Raw genomic sequence first — 20,107 nt, 5'->3', positions numbered from 1 at the left:
CACGCGTTTGGCCATGCCTACTGCTTCGAACTCGCCCGAATCCTGTTCACTTCCAGCGGCGTGATCTCGCTCGCGCGGTTCCCCCACGACTGCCGGATGTGCGTCAGCACCAGCCCCATGTCCGCGTCATTGAGCACCAGCACAAAGGGCGGCATGCCGAACGGTCGCGGGTTGCCGGCGGTGGCGGGCGCGTAGCCGCCGTTGAGGACGATCTGCACGAGGTTGACGGCCTGGCCCATGGTCACGGCGCGGTTGCCGGCCAGCGCCGGGTAGGCGTTGGGGATGCCCTCGCCCTTGCCGCCGTGGCACTGCGCGCAATGCTGCTCGTAGAGCTTGGCGCCGCGCACCGCTGAATCGCCTTGTGTGATGACGGCGGCCGGTACGGGCGGCTCGGCGCGCGTGCCCGGCAGTTCCTTGAGGAATTGCGCCATCGCGCCCAGGTCCTGGTCGCTCAAGTATTGCGTGCTCTGCTGGACCACTTCGGCCATCGGGCCGGTGACCGAGGCGCGCGGCGAGACGCCGTCTTTCAGCAGGCTCACGATGTGCTGGCGGTCCCAGTCGCTCACGCCCGCTTCATAGGGCGAAGTCAGCGAGGGCGCGTACCAGTTCTGCATGGGGATCAGGCCGCCGGCCAGGTCCAGGCCCTGGTCGGTGGCGCCCAGTGCATTGCGCGCGGTGTGGCAGGCCGCGCAGTGGCCCAGGCCCTTGGCCAGGTAAGCGCCGCGGTTCCACTCGGCGCCGCGCGCGGCGTCTGGTTCGTAGACGCCGGGGCTGAAGTACAGCGCGCGCCACACGGCCAGCGCCGCTTGCGACTGGTAGGGAAAGCGCAGCGCGTGCGGCAGGTTGGGCGCGACCACGGGCGGCAGGCTGCCCAGGTAGGCGAACAGCGCGTCCGAATCCTCGCGCGTGACCTGGGTGTAGCTGGTGTAGGGGAAGGCGGGGTAGAGCAGCCGGCCGCTTTTGGAGCGGCCGTTGTGCATGGCGCGCCAGAAGTGCGCCGACGACCAGGTGCCCAGGCCGGTCTTGTCGTCGGGCGTGAGGTTGGAGGTGAACACCGTGCCGAAGGGCGTGGCAATGCCGCGCCCGCCCGCATAGGCTTGCCCGCCTTGCGCGGTGTGGCAGGTCTGGCAGTTGCCGGCGCGCGCCAGGTAGGCGCCGCGCGCGATCAGGCCCTCGCTGGGAGCGGCGTTGGCCACCGGCGCTTTCACGTCGATCTCGTCGCGCACGTTGAGCGCCCAGACCAGCGCGCTGCCGCCCACGGCGAGCACCGCCAGGGCGATGGCGAATTTAAAACTTGTTCTCATTTCTGCGCCTTCACGGGGGCTGGGGAGGGCGCCGCTGGCGCTGGCGCACTGCCGCAGGTGATGGCGGTCGCGCCGGGTGCCAGCGGCGGCAGGCTGGTGGCCGGCTTGGTGCTGGCGGGCAAGGGTTGAGCGGCCGCCCAGCTGGCCACGGCGTTGATGTCTTCCAGCGTCAGGCGGGCCACCACCTCTTTCATGCAGTCGGGCGCGTGCGCGCGGCGCGTGCCGGCCTTCCAGGCGCCCAGCTGCGCATTGAGGTAATCGCGCGGCAGGCCCAGCAAGCCCGGGATGCCGGGCGCCACGCCGGTCATGGCCTGGCCGTGGCATTGCACGCAGGCCGGCAACTGGCGCGCCGCATCGCCTTCGAGCACAAGCTGCCGGCCGTGGCGCAGCACCTCGGGCGCGGCGGCGGCGGGCAGCGGGGCCGGGTAGGGCACTTCCAGCTGCGAGAAATACGTGGCGATCTCCATCAGGTAGGCGTCGCTGAGCGGCGCGATCAGCTGCGTCATCAGGCCGTAGTGGCGGCGCCCGTCGCGAAAGTTGAGCAGCTGGTTGTAGAGGTAGCCGGCCGGCTTGCCCGCCAGGCGCGGGTAATAGCCGTCGGGCGCGGCGCGGCCCTGCTGTCCGTGGCAGGCGGTGCAGGCCATGGCACGCTGGGCGATGGTGTCTTCAAAAGGCGGCGTGGCGGCGCTTGCGGCGCCGGCCCAGGCAAAAGCGGCCAGCCATGCGAAGCGGGCCAGCAGGCGAGGCAGGCACGTCAATAAGCGTCCCAAAAAGGTCTGTTCCATGGGCCCATCATGCCCCACCTGGGCCGGCGGCGTAAGCATCAGTTGCCGACAAAAAAAGCGTATCAGATGAAAAACAGCGGAAAATAACGGTATCAGATTGGTGCACCGCGCCGGTCAATGCCGCAGTCCACGCATATCCCATGAAACGCTACGAACAACTGGTCGAACTGCTGGCCGCCGACATCCGCAACGGCCGCCTGGCGCCCGGCACGCGGCTGCCGTCGATACGCACGGTCACGGCGCAGCATGGGCTGAGCGCTTCCACCGCCTTCAAGGCCTATTACCGGCTTGAGGAAAAAGGCCTGGTGCGCGCGCAGCCTCGTTCGGGCTACTACGTGACGGCCTCGGCCATGCAGCAACTGGCCGCGCCTGCGCGCGGCGCCGCCGACGGCAAGGCCGGGAAAGCCGGCAAGGCAGCCCGGGTGGCGCCCCGCCTCGACGTCAGCGAACTGGTCTTCGCCGTGCTGGGCGCGGCGCAGGATCCGGCCATCGTTCCGCTGGGCTCGGCCTTCGCGGCGCCTGGGCTGTTCCCGTTGCAGCGCCTTGGCAAGTCGCTGGCCCGCAGTTCGCGCTTCATCCAGGCGCCCGATACCGTGGCCAGCCTGCCGCGCGGCGACGAAGGGCTGCGCCGCCAGATCGCGCTGCGCTACCTGGCCATGGGCATGGCGCAGCCGGCCGAAGACATCATCGTCACCCACGGCGCGCTGGAAGCGCTCAACCTGTGCCTGACGGCGGTGGCCCAGCCCGGCGACCTGGTCGCGGTGGAATCGCCCGGTTTTTACGCCGGCCTGCAGGCGCTGGAGCGGCTCAAGATGAAAGCGCTGGAAATCCCGGTGCATCCGCAGGACGGCCTGGACCTGGCCGCGCTGGCCGACGCGCTGCAGCGCCACCCGGTCAAGGCCTGCTGGTTCATGACCTCCTTCCAGAACCCCACCGGCGCCAGCCTGCCGCTGGAGAAAAAGAAGGCGCTGGTCGCCCTGCTGGCCGCCCGCGACATTCCGTTGATTGAGGACGACGTGTACGCCGAGCTCTACTTCGGCCATCGCGGTTTTTTGCCGGCCAAGGCTTTTGACCGCAAGGGCCTGGTGATGCACTGCAGCTCCTTCAGCAAGACACTGGCCCCCGGCTACCGCGTGGGATGGGTTTCGCCCGGGCGCTTCGGCCAGCAGATAGAACGGCTCAGGCTCATGACCACGCTGTCGGCCAGCCTGCCCGCGCAACTGGCGATTGCCGACTATCTGCAGTACGGCGGCTACGACAAGCACCTGCGCAAGCTGCGGCATGCGCTGGAATCGCAGATGTCCAGCCTGCTGGCCGCCATTGCCCGCCACTTTCCGGCGGACGTGCGCGTCTCGCGCCCCGCGGGCGGCTATTTTGTGTGGGTCGAATTCGCCGAAGGCTTTGACGCGCTGGCCCTGCACCAGGCGGCGCTGGAGCACGGCATCAGCGTGGCGCCGGGGCCGGTGTTCTCGGCGCGCCGCCATTTCCGGCACTGCATCCGGCTCAATTACGGCCACCCCTGGAGCGAGCGGTTTGAAGCGGCGATGCACGCTTTGGGCATGCTGGCGCGGCAGCAGAGTCCTTACGGCAAGGCACCGCGCTGAGCGGCGGCCGTGCCTACTTGTGCCTGTCGGGCAGGGCCCGCACGCAGGCGACGAAGTGGTCCCAGCTGGCCTGCACTTCCTTGACGCGCACGCCCTTGTCCAGCACGGCACCGCAGGCCGCCTCGGCGCGCCGCACGACTTTGGTCAGGGCGCTGGCGGGCAGGGGCGGGATCTGGGTGCGCAGGCTGTCGGCCTTGTGGCGCATCTGGGCGATGGCGTCCTTGGCCAGCGTCTTGTTTCCGGCGCAGGCGATCATGCCTATCATTTCGGCCATTTCGCCGAAGGCCGGGTCCAGGTTCCACAGCGCCGCCGTGCCCAGCGCCAGCACCCACAGGCGCTTGTTGCGCATGGGCGCAGCCGCGGCCTGCTCGCCATCGGCCGGCGGCAGGCCGGCGGGCTGGGATTCGGGTTGAGAGGGTGTCTTCATGGCGGGCGTGTCTTGTATAGACAAGAGCGATTTTGCCTCAGACGGCCTGCCGCGTCGGCCAGGGCGCCAAAAACCGGCTTGCCGCCAAGGGAAAACGCTTTAAAGAAAACCTCAACTGCCGCCTGCCCAGCGGCCTATGCGCCGGCAAACCCAGCCCGCGTCGTCATGCGGCAGGTCGTGGCCGGCCCACGGGTGCTCGTGGTAAGTCGCCTGCCAGGCCCGGGCCAGGCGGGCAGAGCAGCGCGGGTGCACCAGCTGGTCGGCGGCGGACGACAGCACCAGGACCGGGCAGGCGGGCGGTGCGGCCACCCTGAACGCCGCCGCGGCTTTGAGCTGGCGCCAGGCATTGGCGGCGCTCACGGGCGCGTCCTGGCGGATGTGTGTCCACGCGGCGAGGTCCTGCTCCAGCGAGGCCGCGCGGTTGCAGGTGATGCGGTGGATCACGCGTTCGGCCTGCTCTGCATGGCCGGCGCGCCCCCAGCGCGCGGCCACCAAGGCCAGCGGCAGCCAGTTGGCCGGCCGCAGCCGGTCGATGGCACGGCCCAGCGGGCGCATGCTGGTGTTGATGAGCACCAGCCGTTCTATCTCTTGCGGATGCCGCAGCGCCCAGTCCGCGGCCACCATGCCGCCCAGCGACATCGCCACCAGCTTGTAGGGCGGGGGCACGCCGCGCGCCTGCAGCTGCGCGCGCGCGAAGTCCGCAATCGCGCGCACCGTGGCCGGCGATTCTTCGCGGCAGAACACGCCGTTGCCCGGCAAGTCCAGCGCCAGGACCTCCGTGGCCGCGTCGGCCGGGCCCGGCAGGCTGCGCGCCAGCCGCTCGGCGAAGTCGCCCCAATGCCGCGCCTCGCGCGTGAGGCCCCTGAGCAGCACCCAGCTCATCCGGCCACCACCCGCCTGGGCCGCCAGTGCGCCGTGGCCAGCCGCGTGAGTTGCGCGCGCCGCTCGCCCAGGGGCAACCAGTTCGGCGCGGCGAATGCGGCGCGCGTGAGGAAGTCCAGCAAGTCCGCATGGCGGCGCAGCACGCGCTTGGTGCGGTGCGCCTTCATGGGGTTGAAGATGCCGTGCCGCGAAAACAGCTGGCGCGGGTTCTTGCGTATCCACAGCCACGATCCGAGCTCCAGCGTCATCGGCAGGAAGACATTGCGCGCCGGCGCATGGTCATAGGCATGGTCCCAGAGGTCGCCATGCAAGAGGTACTGGTTGCTCTGCGGCTCGAAGCTGTAGGCATGGTGCGGGTGCGACTGCGCCAGCATGGTTCGCAGCGCGAACATCTCGGGCAGGTGCGGCATCAGCCGGCGCGTCTTGGCATAGGGAAACCACAGGCTGTCGTCAAAGCCGTAGCCCGAATGGCAGTCCAGCGCCAGGCTGAACGGGCGGCTGGCGAGCTGCTCGTGCACCACGCGCAGCAACGCGGCGCTTTCGGCCTGCATGGGCGTGCCGGGCCGGCCGCAATACCAGGGCAGCGAAGAGCTGATGGTCTGCCCGCCCGCGAGGAAGGGCACATGGCCCTCGGCGCGCTGCGGCGCGTTGCGCATCAGGTCCACGCCCTGCGGGTTGGCGCGCTTGTGCGCCCACATGCCGCCGGGGTTCACGATGGGCATGAAGACCAGCCGGATTTTTTCAAGCTGGCGGTGCAGCAGCTCGTCCCATTCCAGGCGAAACAGCAACGCGCGCAGGTAGTGCAGGATCAGCTGCGTGCCTATGCGCTCCAGCCCGTGGATGCCGCCGAAAAAACCGACGGCCGGCGCCAGCGGGTCGCGCGAGCCGATGCTGGCGGTGTAGAGTGGAAACGAGGGCCCGGCCGTATGCGCCTCGGCCACGACGTCCACATCAAAATGCCCGCCGCCGGCCAGCAGGATCGCCTTGAGCTCCTCCAGCTCCGGGAAACTCGCGGCCGCATCGCGCGCCGGTGTCAGGCTGTAGGGGCTGTGCAGGTTGAGCGGGCTTTGTGCGGTCGTCGGTTGCGGAATTTCCATCCTCGCAATGCTGGCACAGTTGTTTGACGGCCTGCTACATGGCGCGCAGGTTTTTTGTGTCGAATGTGGGTTCGGTAGCGAAAACGGCTTAAGGCAGGGCAAGGCGTTTAGTTTTTAGTTCGCTGCTCAATCGCCGTGATCACCTGGCGCATGGCCTTGTTGACCGGCTTGTCGCCGCGCATCACCAGCGCCAGCGTTCTCTGCAATTTCGGGTACAGCGGGTGCACTACGAGTTCAGGATGCTGGCCCGGGCCGGTGACGGCCATCGCCGGCAGGATGCTGCAACCCAGACCCGCGGCCACCATTTCCTTGATGGCTTCGACGCTGCCCAGCTCCATGACGGGCTTGGGGGCGTGGCCCGCATCGCGAAACCACTGGTCGATGATCACGCGGGTGTTGGCCGCCGGCTCGAACAGCACGAGCTCGCGTTTGGCGAGGAAGGCCGGCGTGATTTTGGCCGGCAGCGGCGCCTCGCGTTTGGAGGCGATCGCCACGAATTCATCGTTGAGCAGCGGCGTCGCGACCAGCGCGCGGCGCTTGACCGGCAGGGTCACCAGCGCGAGGTCCAGCGTGTTGCCCTCCACCGCCTTCACGAAATCGGCCGTGTTGCCGGTGCTGACCACCACGCTGAGCTTGGGAAAGCGGATGCGCAGCGAACGCAGGATTTGCGGCAGCAGGTAGAGGCAGGCGGTGGCGCCGGTGCCCAGCGTCACCCGGCCCTCGACGTTGGACGAGTGCGAAGCCATGGCGGCCATCACGCCGTCCACCGCCGTGTTGACCTGCTGTATGCCTTCGAGCAGGTCCAGCCCGGCGGGCGTAGGTGTCGCGCGGCGCGCCACGCGCTCGACCAGGCGCAGGCCCAGGCGCTGCTCCAGTTGCCGGATCTGCAGGCTCACCGCCGGCTGCGACAGGCCCAGCCTTTCGGCTGCGCCCGAAAAACTGCCGGTTTCGATGATGAGCGCGTAGGTGCGCAAGTGGTCCAGGTTGAGCATGCAAAGAAATTCTAATCAGAATCATAAGATTTGACATATTTACTTATGCATTACCTTGCGCAACCATGGCGGCATGCAGCTTCTTTCACAAACTCCACCTCCTTCCCACGCTCCCCGAACGGCGGGCGCCTTGTCCATCCATCCCTGCGCCGAAAGCGACGTCGCGGCGATCCAGGCCATCTACGCGCACTATGTCGCCACCAACCTGGCGACCTTTGAGCTTGAGCCGCCCGGCGTGCCGCAGATGTTGTCGCGCCGCGCCGACATCCTGCGCGGCGGCTATCCCTACCTGGTGGCACGGCGCGATGGGGAGGTGGCGGGCTATGCTTACGGCAGCGCCTGGCGCTCGCGGCCTGCCTACCGGCATACCGTGGAAGACTCGATTTACGTCGCGCCCGGCATGCGCCAGGCCGGTGTCGGCGGTGCCTTGCTGCGCGAATTGATCCGGCAATGCGAACAACGCGGCTTCCGGCAAATGGTGGCCGTGGTCGGCAACAGCGCCAACACCGGCTCGCTGCGGGTGCATGAGGCGCAGGGTTTTGCGCGTGTCGGCACGCTGGGCTGTGTCGGCTACAAGTTCGGCGAGTGGGTGGACACGGTGCTCATGCAGCGCGCGCTCGGCGACGGCGCGGCATCGCCCGGGGGCTTGCCGCCGACCGCTCAGTCCGCCGGCGCGATTACCACATCCGACAACGGGTACGCCACACACGGCAGGACGTAGCCCGCCTGTTTTTCCTCGGCGCTCAGGCCGGGCCACTCGATGCGGTATTGCACTTCGCCGCTGGCGAGCCGGCGGATGCAGGTGCGGCAGGTGCCGTTGCGGCAGGAACTCGCCAGGTTCAGCCCCGCCAGTTCGGCCGCCTTGAGCAAGGGCAGAGCGGCCGGCGCGTCAAAAGCAGGGCCGTCCGGCGCCATGCGCGCGCGGAACACCGGGCTTTCTTCCTTTTCTTCTGCTGAAAGCGGCTGGGGGGACGCTGCTGCTGGGCCGCTGGCGGGCATGGGTGGTGGGGGTCTGGGATATGAAAAGACGGCGAAAGGAAGGCTGAATTTACCGCAGAAGCCGCCGGCGGCTGTTGATCGGCGGCGCAGGCCGCGATTTGCGCGACAATCCTGCTCCCCTCCGAACATTTCCCGTACTGATTCACAAGCGATTTTTCATGTCCAGCTATTCCGTCCGCCACGCCACGTCCCGCGATGCCAAAGCCATCGCCGAAATCCATGTCGCCACCTGGCAAGCCGCCTACAAAGACTTCATGCCCGAGGACTACCTCGCCAAGATCACCGTGGAAAAACGCCAGGCCTACTGGCGCGAAGCCATCGAATTCAGCGAACCGCAACTGCTGGTGGCGACCGACGGCGACCAGATCGTCGGCTTTGTCGGTTTCGACCGTTCACGCGACGCCGGCACCAAATCCACCGTCGGCGAAATCTGGGCCCTCTACGTATCGCCCGAGCACTGGGGCAAAGGCGCGGGCCTGGCCCTCTGGGACGGCGCGCGCGAAGGCCTCAAGGAAGAGGGCTGCACCCAGGTCACGCTGTGGGTTCTCTTGCGCAATGAGCGTGCGCTGCGCTTTTACGAACAAGCCGCGGGCTTCAAGCGGGAGATGCCTTCGCTCAAGACGGTTTCGTTTGGTGCTGTCAAGCTGGAAGAGATCCGGCTCAAACGCGCGGTGGACTGAGGCCGGGTCTTGCTCCGGCCATCGCGCTTTTTGCATAGGCTTGCTGGCCGGGGGTTGCCCGGCGGCAACTCACTTTTCTTTGCTTCGCCAAAGAAAAGTAAGCAAAAGAAAGGCGACCCTAGTTGCTGCGTCCCCTGCGCTTCGCTCCGGGGAAACCTGCGGTGCTCGGTCCAGACGGGGTCAAAAACAACTCGCCTGCGGCTCAAACAAGTTTTTGCCCTGATCCGTCTGGCCCTCCGCTCCTCGGTGCATCCACAAGGGGTGGGAGCGGAGAGAAGAAATATCGAACAGCCAACAGCCGAAGGCAAAACCCCGAATACCTGAAGAAACGAGGACTCGCCATGGCGAGTCCTCGTTGGTATTTGTTTTCTTGGTATTTCGGTATTCGGTTCCCGTTCCCGATTGCCCCTTGTGGATGCGCCGAGGAGCGCAGGTTCAGGCGGATCAGGGATCGCGTTGTTTGAGCGAAGCGCAGCGGAGCGAGTTTAGCGAGACCCCGCCTGAACCGAGCACCGCAGGTTGCCCCGGAGCGCAGCGCAGGGGACGCAGGAGCCAGGGTCGCCTTTTCTTTGGTGACTTTCTTTTGGCGAAGCAAAAGAAAGTTACTGGCTGCCGGGCCACTCCCGGCCAGCCACCCTCAGCAAGGGGCGCAGGCGCGCCGCCGGAGCAAAACAAAACTAAACCACGGGATTGGGCGAAGGGCTACTAACCCCCTTCGCCAAAGCCTTCGCCACCCCCGCGCCATAAGCCGGATCGGCTTTGCTGCAATTGGCAATGTGCCGTTCCTGAATGGCCCTGGAAGCACCCCCCACCGAGCGCGCGGTGTTCTCGAACAGCACCTGTTGCTGCGCCGGCGTCATCAGGCGGAACAGGGCGCCGGGTTGCGAGTAATAGTCCTCGTCGACGCGGTGGTTCCAGTGGCCCGCCGCGCCTTCAATCGACAGCGGCGGCTCGGCGAAATCGGGTTGTTCCTGCCAGGAGCCCTTGCTGTTGGGCTCGTAGCCGATTTCCGCGCCCTTGTTGTCGTCCACGCGCATGCTGCCGTCGCGGTGATAGCTGTGCACCGGGCACCTGGGCGCGTTCACCGGGATCTGGTGGTGGTTCACGCCCAGGCGGTAGCGCTGCGCGTCGCCGTAGCTGAAGAGGCGCGACTGCAGCATCTTGTCGGGCGAGAAGCTGATGCCGGGTACGACGTTGGCCGGGGAGAACGCCAGTTGCTCGACTTCGGCGAAATAGTTTTCGGGGTTGCGGTTGAGTTCCATCACGCCCACGTCGATCAGCGGGTAGTCTTTGTGCGGCCAGACCTTGGTCAGGTCGAACGGGTTCAGGTGGTAGGTGGCGGCGTCTTTTTCGGGCATGACCTGGATCTTCAGGTTCCAGCGCGGGAAGTCCTTGTTGTCGATGGCGTTCAACAGATCGGCCTGGGCGCTTTCACGGTCCCGGCCCACGAGTTCGGTGGCTTCCGCATCGGTCAGATTCTGGATGCCTTGTTGCGTGACGAAGTGGAACTTGACCCAGAAGCGCTCGTTCTGCGCATTGAGGAAACTGAAGGTGTGGCTGCCGAAGCCGTGCATGTGGCGGTAGGACTTCGGAAGGCCGCGGTCGCTCATCACGATGGTGACCTGGTGCAGGGCCTCGGGCAGCAGGGTCCAGAAGTCCCAGTTGTTTTCGGCGCTGCGCATGTTGGTGCGCGGGTCGCGCTTGACGGCGCGGTTCAGGTCGGGGAACTTCAGCGGGTCGCGCAGGAAGAACACCGGCGTGTTGTTTCCCACCAGGTCCCAGTTGCCTTCCTCGGTGTAGAACTTGATCGCAAAGCCGCGGATGTCGCGCTCGGCATCGGCCGCGCCGCGCTCACCCGCCACGGTGGAAAAGCGCAGCACCAGGTCGGTCTTCTTGCCGACCTGCGAGAAGATTTTGGCTTTGGTGTACTTCGTGATGTCGTGCGTGACGGTGAAGGTGCCGTAGGCGGCCGAGCCTTTGGCGTGCATGCGCCGCTCGGGGATGACTTCGCGCGCGAAGTGCGCCAGCTTTTCCAGGTGCCAGACGTCCTGCAGCAGCACCGGGCCGCGCGGGCCCGCGGTTTGTGTGTTCTGGTTGTCGACGACCGGTGCGCCGGCGGCGGTGGTGAGTTTGCTCATGGCTGGGGTTCCTTTGGGTCAAAGTGGCTGAAGTGAATGATCTGGACCGGCGTGTTGTTCTGGATTCCCGGTTACTGCACTTAATCAATAGGCCAAAGCTATTGAGAGTGAATTGATTGTGGCCAAAGACTATTGCGAGTGCAAGCATCCGGCGATAGTAATTTTTCACGGCACCGATAGGCAATGTTGCCGGGCCCGTATGACGGGAGTGCGTATCCCGGGCTGGCATACCATGCAGGACCCCCCAACTCCCGCATTCATCCCCATGGACTTTCTTGCCCCCCTGACACAAGCGCTGTTTTTTGCGGGGGGCATGCCCATGTCGTTCGGCGACATGTTCGGCTTTCTCACCGGCGTGCTGTGCGTCTGGTTGACGGCGCGCGCCAGCATCTGGAATTTTCCCGCCGGCATCCTCAGCAGTGCCGTGCTGGGGCTGGTGTTCCTGCAGCAGCGGCTCTTTGCCGATGCCTCCCTGCAAATTGTTTTTATCGTGCTGTCGGCCCAAGGCTGGATCATGTGGCGGCGCCGCAAGCCCGCCGCGGGAGGCGGCCAGGTGTCCGGCACCAGCCTGCGTGAACAGCTGGTCCTGCTCGTCGTGGCCGGCGTCCTGACGCTGGTGTTGTGGGAAGTGCTGCTCAGGCTGAAGGGGAACGCCCCGCCCGTGGACGCCCTGGTCACCGCGCTCAGCCTGTGCGCGCAGTGGCAGCTCAACCGGCGGCAGATATCCAGCTGGGGCTGGTGGATCGCGGTCGACCTGGTGTCCATTCCGCTGTACTGGAGCCGCGATTTGCCGCTTATCTCCGGCCTGTCTTTCGTGTTTTTGCTGATCTGCATCAGGGGCTGGTGGCACTGGCGGCAACTCGGCAAGTTGCCGATGCCGGTGCTCCCGGGACACTACGCCGCGGCGAAAGCCCTTTCATGAAGCGTGTCGACTACGCGCACGGGCTGGTGATCGGCAAGTTTTACCCACCGCACCGCGGGCATGAGTACCTCATCCGCACGGCGGCCCGGCATTGCCGCTCGGTGACGGTGGGCGTGCTGGGTTCCAGCGTCGAATCGATTTCCATCGCGCGCCGCGTCGCATGGCTGCGCGACATTTTTTCCACCGAGCGCCACGTGCGCATCGTCGGCGAGCTTGACGACGTGCCGGTTGACTACAACAGCCCCGCCGCCTGGGCCTCCCACGTCGCGATCATGCGCAAAGCCGTGCAGGCCGCGGACCACGAATACGGCAAGGCTCCGGCAGTTGACGCGGTCTTCACGTCGGAACACTACGGCGGCGAACTGGCGCGCCATTTTGGCGCCGCCCACGTGTGCCTGGACAACGCGCGCACGCTGTACCCGGTATCGGGCACCGCCGCCCGCGCCCACCCGGTCTCGCAGTGGGACCTGTTGCCTCCGGCCGTGCGGGCGGGGCTGGCCCTGCGTGTGGTCGTGCTGGGGGCCGAATCCACGGGAACCACCACGCTCGCGCGAGACCTGGCCGATGCCTTGCGCCGGCGCGGCGGAACCTGGGCCGGCACCGCCTGGGTCGCGGAGTACGGCCGCGAACACAGCCTCAACCTGCTGGCCCTGGCGCGGGCCTTCAAGCCCGACGCCACGGCGGCCGACATCAGCTGGCAGTCCGCCGATTTCACGGTCATCGCGGCCGAGCAATGCCGGCAGGAAGAGGAAGCCGCGCGCCATGGCAGCCCGGTTCTGGTCTGCGATACCGATGCCTTCGCCACCTGCATCTGGCATGAGCGCTACATGGGCCAGCCCTCCCCGCAGGTCGCGCGCCTGGCCGCTGCCATGCCGCCACGTGCCTTGTACCTGTTGACGAGCGACACGGGCGTTCCTTTCGAAGACGACGGTTTGCGCGACGGCGAACACCTGCGCGGCTGGATGACCGAGCGCTTTCGGGCCGTGCTGCGCGAACAAGGCGTGCCCTGGCTGGAAGTCGAAGGAAGTCCCGATGCGCGCTGCCGCAGCGCGCTGGCCGCGGTGGACGCGTTGCTGGAGAAGGCGTGGCAGTTCGCGGCACCGTTGGAGCAAAGGCAGCAACTGGCGCAGAGCTAGCCGGCTGCACGACCGCAAGCCGGACGCGCGGGACAAGGCCCGGCTCAGCTGCTTTTTGCACTATCCTCGGGATTTTTCGGAGCACACCGTGATCCCACCCACCGACTCGCAAGCACCCAAGGATTTCGACAAAGGCCTCGCCACCCGCAAGCAGGTGATGGGCGAGGATTTTGTGGCCAACGCCTTCGGCAAGGCGAGCGACTTTTCCATGCCCATCCAGCAGTACATCACCCGCAATGCCTGGGGTGACGTATGGCAGCGGCCGGGGCTGGACCTGAAGACGCGCAGCATGATCACGGTCGCCATGCTGGCGGCCATGGGCAAGCAGCATGAACTCAAGGGCCATGTGCGCGGCGCGCTTAACAACGGCGTGACGCCCGAACAATTGCAGGAAGTGTTGCTGCACGCGAGCATTTACTGCGGCTTGCCCGCCGCGGTGGAGGCGTTCCGCAGCGCCGCCGAAGTGGTGGACGCGCCCCAGTCATGACGCAGGCACAGATACACCGCTGCGAGGAGGCCGACTGGCCGGCCGTCTGGCCGCTGCTGCGCACCACGTTTGAGGCGGGCGATACCTACGCCTTTTCGCCCAACAGCACGGAAGCCGAAATCCACGCCGCCTGGATGGAGGTTCCTCGGGCTACTTATGTGGTGCGGGAAGGGGACGGGCCGGTGCTGGGCACTTATTTCATCAAACCCAACCAGCCTGGCCTGGGCTCACACGTCTGCAACTGCGGCTACGTGGTGGCGCCTGAAGCGCAGGGCCGGGGCCTGGCGTCGGCGATGTGCGAACACTCGCAGCGCGAGGCGCTGGCCATGGGATTTCTGGCGATGCAGTTCAACCTCGTCGTCTCGACCAACGAACGTGCCGTCAGCTTGTGGCGCAGGCTGGGGTTTGATGTGGTCGCGACTTTGCCGGGGGCTTTCCGGCATCAGCGATTGGGGCTGGTGGACGCGTTTGTGATGTTCAAGACGCTGACAGGGTAAGGCCGCGCAGGGCCATCGCCTCAAGACGGCACATTAATCACCCGCTCATCATCAGGAATCAGCGGCGTTCCTTCATCCGGCTCCACCGGCAACTCCAGCGCATCGTCGTCATCCGGCGATTCTTCGGGTGGGCCGTTGCGCGGCTGGCCGTTATCGGCTGCGCCGGTTCGCAGGGCGGGTCTGCTGGCTATCCTGGGCATGGTCTTCTCCTTGTGGACAAGGCTTGATGATGCGCGAGCGGGCAATGGGGGCCGCCAAGCCAAGCGGCTGTTTCACTGTCAGTGCAGGCCGACAAGCTCCGGGCTTTCGCAACCCTCTCTTGTCCTACATCCGGCCTGCCCGGCGACGCACATACCGTCGCCGCATGGCTGCCTACAGTACAACAGGTACACCTCATTCACCGACACATTGAGCGGCAGCGCCTGCCGCTATTTTGTGGAATTTTTTTGAAAGAAGCATCATGGACAAAACCACAGCATCACCTGCCAACGACAACCCTATCCAGCGCGGTGTGGAAACCGCCGGCGCCGCGCTCCACAGCGGCATCGACAAAGTCGCGGACCCGGCGCGCAGCGCGGTGGAGCGCGCATCCTCCGCGGCGCACCAGGGTATCGACAAGCTGGCCGGCACCGCCAGCGGTGTGGCCGACCGGTTCGCCGACCAGACGCGCCGCATCACTGAAGCACCCGCGCACGCGCTGGAAGCGTCCAAATCCTGGGTGCAGGAAAAGCCGCTGGAAGCCGTGGGCGCGGCGCTGGCCATCGGATTTATCCTGGGGCGGCTGACCGCGCGCTGAGCCTGCGCCTCATCCGGCAAAAAGCCGCCTGCGGGCGGCTTTGCTTTTGGCGCCATGGAATTTGGGTACAGTAGGCGGCTCTTCCTCGGCGCGCCATAAATACAACAACATGCGCCGGATGCCTGTTCCACACCACCACGGCCCATTCGCCGCGGCATTCACGAAAAGAACCCCTATGGCCAGCAGCCTGCTTGCATTGATCGACGACATCGCCACCGTGCTGGACGACGTGGCGCTGCTTTCCAAGGTGGCGGCCAAAAAAACCGCCGGCGTGCTCGGTGACGACCTGGCGCTGAACGCCCAGCAGGTCTCCGGCGTCAAGGCAGACCGCGAGCTGCCGGTGGTCTGGGCCGTGGCGCGTGGTTCTTTCATCAACAAGGCCATCCTGGTGCCGGCGGCGCTGGCCATCAGCGCGTTCGCGCCCTGGGCGGTGACGCCGCTGCTGATGGTGGGCGGCGCTTTCCTCTGCTACGAAGGTTTTGAAAAACTCGCGCACAAATTCATGCACAGCGCACACGAGCAGGCGGCCGAGCACGAGGCGCTGACGACGGCCTTGTCCAACCCCGCGGTGGACCTGGTCGCGGTGGAAAAAGACAAGATCAAGGGCGCGGTGCGCACGGACTTTATTTTGTCGGCCGAGATCATCGCGATCACCCTGGGCACGGTGCAGGGCAGCCCTTTCGTGACGCAGCTCACCGTGCTGTGCGGCATTGCGCTGCTGATGACGGTGGGCGTGTACGGCCTGGTGGCCGGCATCGTGAAGCTGGATGACGGCGGCTTGTACCTGAGCCAACGCGCGGGTGAGGACGCGTGGCCGCGCCTGCAGCGCAGCCTGGGGCTGGCCATCCTGTGGGCCGCGCCCTGGCTCATGAAGGGCTTGTCGGTGGCGGGCACCATCGCGATGTTCCTGGTGGGCGGCGGCATCCTCACGCACGGCTTCGCGCCCTTGCATCACTTGATTGAAATGGTCACACAGCGGGTGGCGGATGGCGCGGGTGCTTTTCTGGCCGGGCTCACGCCGCTGCTGATGGACGCGGTGGTGGGACTGGCGGCGGGCGCGCTGGTGCTGCTGGCTGTCAGCGCGATCAAGCGCTTGCGGCGGCCTTCCTAGACGCTGTTCACGGCCCAAAAGGGCCGCTCCGGTTGTCAGGCGTTGGACTTGCCCGGGCGCGCCGGTTTTTGCGGTGAATCCTCGTCCCGGCTTGTGGCTTCGCCGGCGGGCTGGTCATCCGTCACGGGAAAAGGCCAGCGGCCTTTTTGCTGGGGCGGCGCGGGCAGGGCTGCTTCCCGGGCCCGCTGCTCCAGTGCCTTGCGGCTTTCGACATCGGGTGCGGGGGCTTTCAATCTTGGCATCAGGGTCTTTCGCAAGTCAAAGCGTTGGCAGGATGGTTGCGGATGCACGCGAGACATCGCGGCATTCAACGGACATCCGACCTTAAGCCGCACACGCTGCACCCGATGTAGGCTGTCGATGACGGCGCCTGTAGGAGAGACCGGGAGAAGGCCCCGGCCGGCCATGGGTAGCGCGGCGCTTAATCCGCAATCGCTTCGGCCACCGCCTGGCCGCGCGTGACGCGTGAGGGCAAGGTGCTCTTGCGCTGGATCAGGTCGTGCTTGGCGAAGAGCTCGGCGATCCAGTCGACAAAGACGCGCACCTTGTTGCTCAGGTGGCGGTTCGGCGGGTAGACCACATGGATGGGCTTGGCCTCCGAGCACCAGCCGTTGAACAGCGGCTCCAGCACGCCGCTGCTGATGTGCTGCTGGACCAGGAAGGTGACGGTCTGCAGGATGCCCAGGCCGGCGAGCGCGGCCGCCACGCCGGCGTTCGAGTCGTTGACCGCGAGCTGGTGGTAGCCCTCGACTTCCACGCTTTCGCCGTCCTTGTGCAAGGTCACGCCGTAGAGCTTGCCGTCGCGCGGCGACATATAGCGGATCAGCCTGTGCCCGTGCACGAGTTCCTTCGGGTGCTGGGGCGTGCCATGGCGCTTGAGGTAGGCCGGCGAGGCGCAGGACATCAGGTAGAACTCGCCGATGCGGCGCGCCACCAGCGACTGGTCGGTGATCTCGCCGCCGCGTATCACGCAGTCCACGTTCTCGGCCAGGATGTCGACGGGCCGGTCGCTCACGCCCAGCTCCAGCTGGATGTCGGGATAGCGCGCGTAAAAATCGGGCAAGGCGGGAATCACCACCGCCATGCCGATGGAAGAAGGGATGTCCACCTTGAGCCGGCCGCGCGGGCTGGCCTTGGCGCGCGACATGCTCGATTCGAGCTCTTCCATCTCGCCGAGCAGGCGGCCTGCGCGTTCGTAATAGGCCGCGCCGTCGGCCGTGACGGTGACCTTGCGTGTGGTGCGGTTGAGCAGCTTGGTATCCAGCGACAGCTCCAGCGTCTGGATCAGCCGCGTCACGGTCGGCTTGGGCATGCCCATGGAGTCGGCGGCTTTGGTGAACGTGCCGGCTTCCACGACCCGTACAAAGGCCTGCATTGCGGAAAACTTGTCCATGAGAAGTCCTGTCCTGGTAAGGGTCTGTCAGTGTCAGTGCGCTTCAGGCGTCCGGGCGGGTAGGCCGGCTGCCTCGTTTCCTGCGGCGGATGGCTGCGGGGCGGTACGGAAAAGTAAAAGGAAAGTCGGGGGATACCCGCGAGCGGAGGTCCACTGGGGGAGGGGCAGAGGGGCGATTGTGACCATCATGGCCGCTTCCTGCGGTTGCTCGCCAATAGCCCTTGCATTCGTCCGGGTTTTCCCTTGGTCTGATGAGCTTGCCGGCTTGGCAAGGCCCACACTTCGCGCCCGGATGCCCTCAAACAGGCAAACGGGGCAGACAGGGCCTTGCGAGGCAAATCGCCTCGTTCCTTGCGGGCAGAGCGTATTCATACCCTCATTGTTGCACCAGTGAAATAAAGAATAAACAAAACGGCTATTTATTAAGTGATGGCTGGCGCGTATCTTCTGCTGCATTGCAACAAACCGGAGGCCCTACGTGGCCACGACGATGAAAAGCCAGCAGCCCGCCCTCACCGGCGACTTTAAAACCAGCCCGCCGTGGGTAGAGAAACAGATCCAGCTTGCGCTGAAAAAACCGCTGGATGTGCGTTTCTATGGCCGCCGCAAGGGCACCGGCGTGTCGCCGCTGGTGCTGCACTTCCATGCGGGCGCCTTTGTGGGAGGCTCGCTGGAAAGCGGCTCCTGCGTGGCCGGGCTGCTGGCGGATGCCGGCGCCGTGGTGATGTCGCTGGACTATCCGCTGGCGCCCGAGCACCCGTTTCCCAGCGCCATTGAAATGGGCTATGCCGCCCTGGAGTGGGCTTTCAAGGCCCGGCACAAGCTGGCCGGCGCCGGTGCGCCGGTGTTTGTGGCGGGCGAGGAAGCCGGCGGCAACATTGCCGCGGCGGTGGCCCTGATGGCGCGCGACCTGCAGGAACCGGCGCTGGCCGGGCAGATCCTGCTGTCGCCCATGCTGGACCCTTGCCTGGCCACCGCTTCGCTGCGTGACGCCGAAGCCGGCCCGGTGGGCTGCACCTGGGCCGACGGCTGGCACAACTACCTGCCGCGCCTGGAGGATGCCAGCCACCCGTATGCCGCGCCCGGTTCGGCTTTCCGCCTGGCCGGCCTGCCGCCCACCTTGCTGATCACGGCGCAGGACGACCCGTTGCGCGACGAGACGCTGGCCTATGCCGCGCGCCTTCGCGACGCCGGCCTGGTCGCGCACGACACGGTCTTGCCTGTTCCCACCGGCTGGCCCTGCAGCTACCTGCAGCCGGCGGACTACAAGGAAGCCTGGCGGCCCATCCTGCATGAGCGCTTCAGCCGTTTCTTCGCCACTGCGCTGGACGCGCGGACGGCCGCGCACAGCGCCGTGTCCTGATTTCACGAGTTCAACTAAATCCAACGTTTTTTCTTTGAGGGAGCTTTCCATGACATTGATTCACCCGAATACCGACAAGCGCCGTGCGGCAAGGCCGCGCCGCGTTGAAGCCGCTGAGGCATCCCAGGACGCGTGTTGTTGCGCGCCCTCGCATGCGATGTGTGCCTGAGGCCCATTTCATTCCCCCTTTTCCAGATTCACCAGTTTCATCCATTCATCTTCGAGAGAATTCAAATGCCATCGATCCAACTCCATACCCCCAAACGCCGCCTTCTGGCCGTGGTCCTCGCCGTGCTGGCCGTGACCGGCATCTCCGCCGCCGTGTTCGGCGTCTCCAGCACCCGCGCCCAGCCCGGCGCGGCTGAACCCCAGGCCACCCCCGTGTCGGTCGCGACCGTCGTGCAGAGCGACGTCTCCGCCTGGGACGAGTTCTCGGGCCGGCTGGAGGCGGTCGAGCGCGTGGACATCCGTTCGCGCGTGGCCGGCACCATCCAGTCCGTGCACTTCCGCGAAGGCGCGCTCGTCAAGAAGGGCGACCTGCTGCTGACGATAGACCCGGCGCCGTACGCCGCCGACGTGGAACGCGCCGATGCGCAGGTCGCGGCCGCCCAGGCCCGTGTCACCCAAGCAAAGGGCGAGCAGGAACGCTCGCAACGCCTGTGGGGCGAGCAGGCCATCTCCAAGCGTGAATTCGACGAACGCACCAACGGCAAGGGCGAAGCCGACGCCAACCTGCGCGCCGCGCAGGCCGCGCTGCAAACCGCGCAACTGAGCCTGGGCTACACCCAGGTGCGCGCGCCGGTCGCCGGCCGTGTCGGCAAGCTCGAAGTGACCGTGGGCAACCTGGTGGCCGCCGGCCCCGGCGCGCCGGTGCTGACCACGCTGGTCTCGGTGAGCCCGATCTACGCGAGCTTTGATGCCGACGAGCAGGTCGTGACCAAGGCCCTGAAAGACGTGGGCGGCAACGGCGGCCCGGCCAGCCGCAACCTGGAACGCATCCCGGTGCAGATGGGCACCGCCGCCAGCACCGACACGCCGTTTGAAGGCCGGCTGCAGCTGGTCGACAACCAGGTCGATGCCAAAAGCGGCACCGTGCGCGCCCGCGCCGTGTTCGACAACAAGGACGGCCAGCTGATGCCCGGCCAGTTCGCGCGCATCCGCATGGGCCAGGCCACCAAGGCCACGGCCATCCTGATCAACGAACGCGCCGTCGGCACCGACCAGAACAAGAAATTCGTGCTGGTGGTGGGTGCCGACAACAAGGCGGTTTACCGCGAAGTCACGCTGGGCGCCAACATCAACGGCCTGCGCGTGGTCAAGGGCGGCCTGGCCGCCAACGAACGCATCGTCGTCAACGGCCTGCAGCGCATACGCCCCGGCGCGCTGGTCGCCCCGCAAGTGGTGGAAATGTCCGCCAAGGCCGAACTCACCGAAAAAGCCGTAAAGGTCGCGGCCAAGTCCTGAGCCCGCCTTGACACCTGAACAAGAAGAATT

Annotated in this window: 22 protein-coding genes; 11 read left to right on the top strand and 11 right to left on the bottom strand. The window is 66.4% G+C overall.

The features are described 5' to 3' along the window. Positions 1-17: 17 nt before the first annotated feature. Together ACLV74_RS07535 and ACLV74_RS07530 are read right to left on the bottom strand one after the other, a co-directional pair. Complete coding sequence (locus tag ACLV74_RS07535) at positions 18-1,304, bottom strand: c-type cytochrome (protein ID WP_411878756.1); 1,287 nt, start codon at positions 1,302-1,304, stop codon at positions 18-20. Further along, positions 1,301-2,128 (bottom strand): c-type cytochrome, encoded by an 828-nt coding sequence (locus ACLV74_RS07530; protein WP_411878755.1) that lies wholly within the window; start codon positions 2,126-2,128, stop codon positions 1,301-1,303. The genes ACLV74_RS07535 and ACLV74_RS07530 overlap by 4 nt, the downstream gene beginning before the upstream one ends. Before the next feature lie 101 nt (positions 2,129-2,229). Between ACLV74_RS07530 and ACLV74_RS07525 the strand changes: the two genes are divergently transcribed. After that, complete coding sequence (locus ACLV74_RS07525) at positions 2,230-3,693, top strand: PLP-dependent aminotransferase family protein (protein ID WP_411878754.1); 1,464 nt, start codon at positions 2,230-2,232, stop codon at positions 3,691-3,693. A gap of 13 nt (positions 3,694-3,706) precedes the next feature. On the opposite strand, the gene ACLV74_RS07520 is transcribed toward ACLV74_RS07525, so the two are convergent. The 4 genes from ACLV74_RS07520 to ACLV74_RS07505 form a co-directional block, all read right to left on the bottom strand. Further along, positions 3,707-4,120, bottom strand: coding sequence for a hypothetical protein (locus ACLV74_RS07520; RefSeq protein ID WP_411878753.1), 414 nt, complete (start codon positions 4,118-4,120; stop codon positions 3,707-3,709). Positions 4,121-4,231: 111 nt separating this feature from the next. After that, positions 4,232-5,002, bottom strand: coding sequence for an alpha/beta fold hydrolase (locus tag ACLV74_RS07515; protein WP_411878752.1), 771 nt, complete (start codon positions 5,000-5,002; stop codon positions 4,232-4,234). Further along, entirely contained in the window at positions 4,999-6,099 is a 1,101-nt protein-coding gene (locus tag ACLV74_RS07510; RefSeq protein ID WP_411878751.1) for a M14 family zinc carboxypeptidase, read from the bottom strand. Before ACLV74_RS07510 ends, ACLV74_RS07515 begins: the two co-directional genes overlap by 4 nt. Positions 6,100-6,206: 107 nt before the next feature. Then, a complete protein-coding gene (locus ACLV74_RS07505; RefSeq protein ID WP_411878750.1) occupies positions 6,207-7,091 on the bottom strand; it encodes a LysR family transcriptional regulator in 885 nt (294 codons plus the stop codon). Between the two features lie 73 nt (positions 7,092-7,164). On the opposite strand from ACLV74_RS07505, the gene ACLV74_RS07500 reads away from it, so the two are divergent. Next, positions 7,165-7,812 (top strand): N-acetyltransferase family protein, encoded by a 648-nt coding sequence (locus tag ACLV74_RS07500; protein WP_411878749.1) that lies wholly within the window; start codon positions 7,165-7,167, stop codon positions 7,810-7,812. On the opposite strand, the gene ACLV74_RS07495 is transcribed toward ACLV74_RS07500, so the two are convergent. Continuing rightward, positions 7,752-8,006, bottom strand: a complete 255-nt coding sequence (locus ACLV74_RS07495; RefSeq protein WP_411878819.1) for a 2Fe-2S iron-sulfur cluster-binding protein — start codon at positions 8,004-8,006, stop codon at positions 7,752-7,754. The genes ACLV74_RS07500 and ACLV74_RS07495 overlap by 61 nt on opposite strands. A 242-nt stretch (positions 8,007-8,248) precedes the next feature. On the opposite strand from ACLV74_RS07495, the gene ACLV74_RS07490 reads away from it, so the two are divergent. Beyond that, positions 8,249-8,770, top strand: coding sequence for an N-acetyltransferase family protein (locus tag ACLV74_RS07490; protein WP_411878748.1), 522 nt, complete (start codon positions 8,249-8,251; stop codon positions 8,768-8,770). Between the two features lie 677 nt (positions 8,771-9,447). On the opposite strand, the gene ACLV74_RS07485 is transcribed toward ACLV74_RS07490, so the two are convergent. After that, the gene (locus tag ACLV74_RS07485) at positions 9,448-10,908 is read right to left on the bottom strand and encodes a catalase (RefSeq protein ID WP_411878747.1); all 1,461 of its coding nucleotides are present in this window, start codon (positions 10,906-10,908) and stop codon (positions 9,448-9,450) included. A gap of 265 nt (positions 10,909-11,173) precedes the next feature. Here ACLV74_RS07485 and pnuC point away from each other — a divergent pair, with 265 nt between their 5' ends. The 4 genes from pnuC (at position 11,174) to ACLV74_RS07465 (ending at position 13,950) form a co-directional block, all read left to right on the top strand. Then, positions 11,174-11,830, top strand: coding sequence for a nicotinamide riboside transporter PnuC (gene pnuC / locus ACLV74_RS07480; protein ID WP_411878746.1), 657 nt, complete (start codon positions 11,174-11,176; stop codon positions 11,828-11,830). After that, the gene (locus ACLV74_RS07475) at positions 11,827-12,966 is read left to right on the top strand and encodes an AAA family ATPase (protein WP_411878745.1); all 1,140 of its coding nucleotides are present in this window, start codon (positions 11,827-11,829) and stop codon (positions 12,964-12,966) included. The genes pnuC and ACLV74_RS07475 overlap by 4 nt, the downstream gene beginning before the upstream one ends. 157 nt (positions 12,967-13,123) lie before the next feature. Beyond that, complete coding sequence (locus tag ACLV74_RS07470) at positions 13,124-13,453, top strand: carboxymuconolactone decarboxylase family protein (RefSeq protein WP_411878818.1); 330 nt, start codon at positions 13,124-13,126, stop codon at positions 13,451-13,453. Beyond that, positions 13,450-13,950 carry an N-acetyltransferase family protein gene (locus ACLV74_RS07465; protein WP_411878744.1) on the top strand — a complete coding sequence of 167 codons (501 nt, stop codon included), beginning with the start codon at positions 13,450-13,452 and terminating at the stop codon, positions 13,948-13,950. The genes ACLV74_RS07470 and ACLV74_RS07465 overlap by 4 nt, the downstream gene beginning before the upstream one ends. A gap of 20 nt (positions 13,951-13,970) precedes the next feature. Here ACLV74_RS07465 and ACLV74_RS07460 read toward each other — a convergent pair whose 3' ends face one another. Further along, positions 13,971-14,150, bottom strand: coding sequence for a hypothetical protein (locus ACLV74_RS07460; protein WP_411878743.1), 180 nt, complete (start codon positions 14,148-14,150; stop codon positions 13,971-13,973). 260 nt (positions 14,151-14,410) lie between these two features. On the opposite strand from ACLV74_RS07460, the gene ACLV74_RS07455 reads away from it, so the two are divergent. After that, the gene (locus tag ACLV74_RS07455; protein ID WP_411878742.1) at positions 14,411-14,746 is read left to right on the top strand and encodes a YqjD family protein; all 336 of its coding nucleotides are present in this window, start codon (positions 14,411-14,413) and stop codon (positions 14,744-14,746) included. 175 nt (positions 14,747-14,921) lie between these two features. Beyond that, entirely contained in the window at positions 14,922-15,857 is a 936-nt protein-coding gene (locus ACLV74_RS07450; RefSeq protein ID WP_411878741.1) for a DUF808 domain-containing protein, read from the top strand. 35 nt (positions 15,858-15,892) lie between these two features. Here ACLV74_RS07450 and ACLV74_RS07445 read toward each other — a convergent pair whose 3' ends face one another. After that, positions 15,893-16,099 (bottom strand): hypothetical protein, encoded by a 207-nt coding sequence (locus ACLV74_RS07445; RefSeq protein WP_411878740.1) that lies wholly within the window; start codon positions 16,097-16,099, stop codon positions 15,893-15,895. 179 nt (positions 16,100-16,278) lie between these two features. After that, the gene (locus ACLV74_RS07440; protein WP_411878739.1) at positions 16,279-17,250 is read right to left on the bottom strand and encodes a LysR substrate-binding domain-containing protein; all 972 of its coding nucleotides are present in this window, start codon (positions 17,248-17,250) and stop codon (positions 16,279-16,281) included. 490 nt (positions 17,251-17,740) lie between these two features. Between ACLV74_RS07440 and ACLV74_RS07435 the strand changes: the two genes are divergently transcribed. Together ACLV74_RS07435 and ACLV74_RS07430 are read left to right on the top strand one after the other, a co-directional pair. After that, positions 17,741-18,613 (top strand): alpha/beta hydrolase, encoded by an 873-nt coding sequence (locus ACLV74_RS07435; RefSeq protein WP_411878817.1) that lies wholly within the window; start codon positions 17,741-17,743, stop codon positions 18,611-18,613. A gap of 234 nt (positions 18,614-18,847) precedes the next feature. After that, a complete protein-coding gene (locus ACLV74_RS07430) occupies positions 18,848-20,077 on the top strand; it encodes an efflux RND transporter periplasmic adaptor subunit (protein ID WP_411878738.1) in 1,230 nt (409 codons plus the stop codon). Positions 20,078-20,107: the final 30 nt, after the last annotated feature.

The sequence above is a fragment of the Polaromonas sp. YR568 genome (assembly GCF_943369415.1).
Taxonomy (GTDB): domain Bacteria; phylum Pseudomonadota; class Gammaproteobacteria; order Burkholderiales; family Burkholderiaceae_C; genus Polaromonas.
Note: the sequence above shows the minus strand (reverse complement) of the source record. Positions and strands in the feature narration are given on the sequence as shown.

Excerpts from the sequence above, each read along its gene's own strand:
- ACLV74_RS07430 (WP_411878738.1), top strand. The coding sequence starts at position 18,848 with ATGCCATCGATCCAACTCCATACCCCCAAACGCCGCCTTCTGGCCGTG.
- ACLV74_RS07490 (WP_411878748.1), top strand. The coding sequence starts at position 8,249 with ATGTCCAGCTATTCCGTCCGCCACGCCACGTCCCGCGATGCCAAAGCC.
- ACLV74_RS07500 (WP_411878749.1), top strand. The coding sequence starts at position 7,165 with ATGCAGCTTCTTTCACAAACTCCACCTCCTTCCCACGCTCCCCGAACG.
- ACLV74_RS07495 (WP_411878819.1), bottom strand. The coding sequence starts at position 8,006 with ATGGCGCCGGACGGCCCTGCTTTTGACGCGCCGGCCGCTCTGCCCTTG.
- ACLV74_RS07435 (WP_411878817.1), top strand. The coding sequence starts at position 17,741 with ATGAAAAGCCAGCAGCCCGCCCTCACCGGCGACTTTAAAACCAGCCCG.
- ACLV74_RS07465 (WP_411878744.1), top strand. The coding sequence starts at position 13,450 with ATGACGCAGGCACAGATACACCGCTGCGAGGAGGCCGACTGGCCGGCC.
- ACLV74_RS07535 (WP_411878756.1), bottom strand. The coding sequence starts at position 1,304 with ATGAGAACAAGTTTTAAATTCGCCATCGCCCTGGCGGTGCTCGCCGTG.
- ACLV74_RS07530 (WP_411878755.1), bottom strand. The coding sequence starts at position 2,128 with ATGCTTACGCCGCCGGCCCAGGTGGGGCATGATGGGCCCATGGAACAG.
- ACLV74_RS07440 (WP_411878739.1), bottom strand. The coding sequence starts at position 17,250 with ATGGACAAGTTTTCCGCAATGCAGGCCTTTGTACGGGTCGTGGAAGCC.
- ACLV74_RS07450 (WP_411878741.1), top strand. The coding sequence starts at position 14,922 with ATGGCCAGCAGCCTGCTTGCATTGATCGACGACATCGCCACCGTGCTG.
- ACLV74_RS07455 (WP_411878742.1), top strand. The coding sequence starts at position 14,411 with ATGGACAAAACCACAGCATCACCTGCCAACGACAACCCTATCCAGCGC.
- ACLV74_RS07470 (WP_411878818.1), top strand. The coding sequence starts at position 13,124 with ATGGGCGAGGATTTTGTGGCCAACGCCTTCGGCAAGGCGAGCGACTTT.
- ACLV74_RS07525 (WP_411878754.1), top strand. The coding sequence starts at position 2,230 with ATGAAACGCTACGAACAACTGGTCGAACTGCTGGCCGCCGACATCCGC.
- ACLV74_RS07445 (WP_411878740.1), bottom strand. The coding sequence starts at position 16,099 with ATGCCAAGATTGAAAGCCCCCGCACCCGATGTCGAAAGCCGCAAGGCA.
- ACLV74_RS07510 (WP_411878751.1), bottom strand. The coding sequence starts at position 6,099 with ATGGAAATTCCGCAACCGACGACCGCACAAAGCCCGCTCAACCTGCAC.
- ACLV74_RS07485 (WP_411878747.1), bottom strand. The coding sequence starts at position 10,908 with ATGAGCAAACTCACCACCGCCGCCGGCGCACCGGTCGTCGACAACCAG.
- ACLV74_RS07515 (WP_411878752.1), bottom strand. The coding sequence starts at position 5,002 with ATGAGCTGGGTGCTGCTCAGGGGCCTCACGCGCGAGGCGCGGCATTGG.
- ACLV74_RS07460 (WP_411878743.1), bottom strand. The coding sequence starts at position 14,150 with ATGCCCAGGATAGCCAGCAGACCCGCCCTGCGAACCGGCGCAGCCGAT.
- ACLV74_RS07505 (WP_411878750.1), bottom strand. The coding sequence starts at position 7,091 with ATGCTCAACCTGGACCACTTGCGCACCTACGCGCTCATCATCGAAACC.
- pnuC (WP_411878746.1), top strand. The coding sequence starts at position 11,174 with ATGGACTTTCTTGCCCCCCTGACACAAGCGCTGTTTTTTGCGGGGGGC.
- ACLV74_RS07475 (WP_411878745.1), top strand. The coding sequence starts at position 11,827 with ATGAAGCGTGTCGACTACGCGCACGGGCTGGTGATCGGCAAGTTTTAC.
- ACLV74_RS07520 (WP_411878753.1), bottom strand. The coding sequence starts at position 4,120 with ATGAAGACACCCTCTCAACCCGAATCCCAGCCCGCCGGCCTGCCGCCG.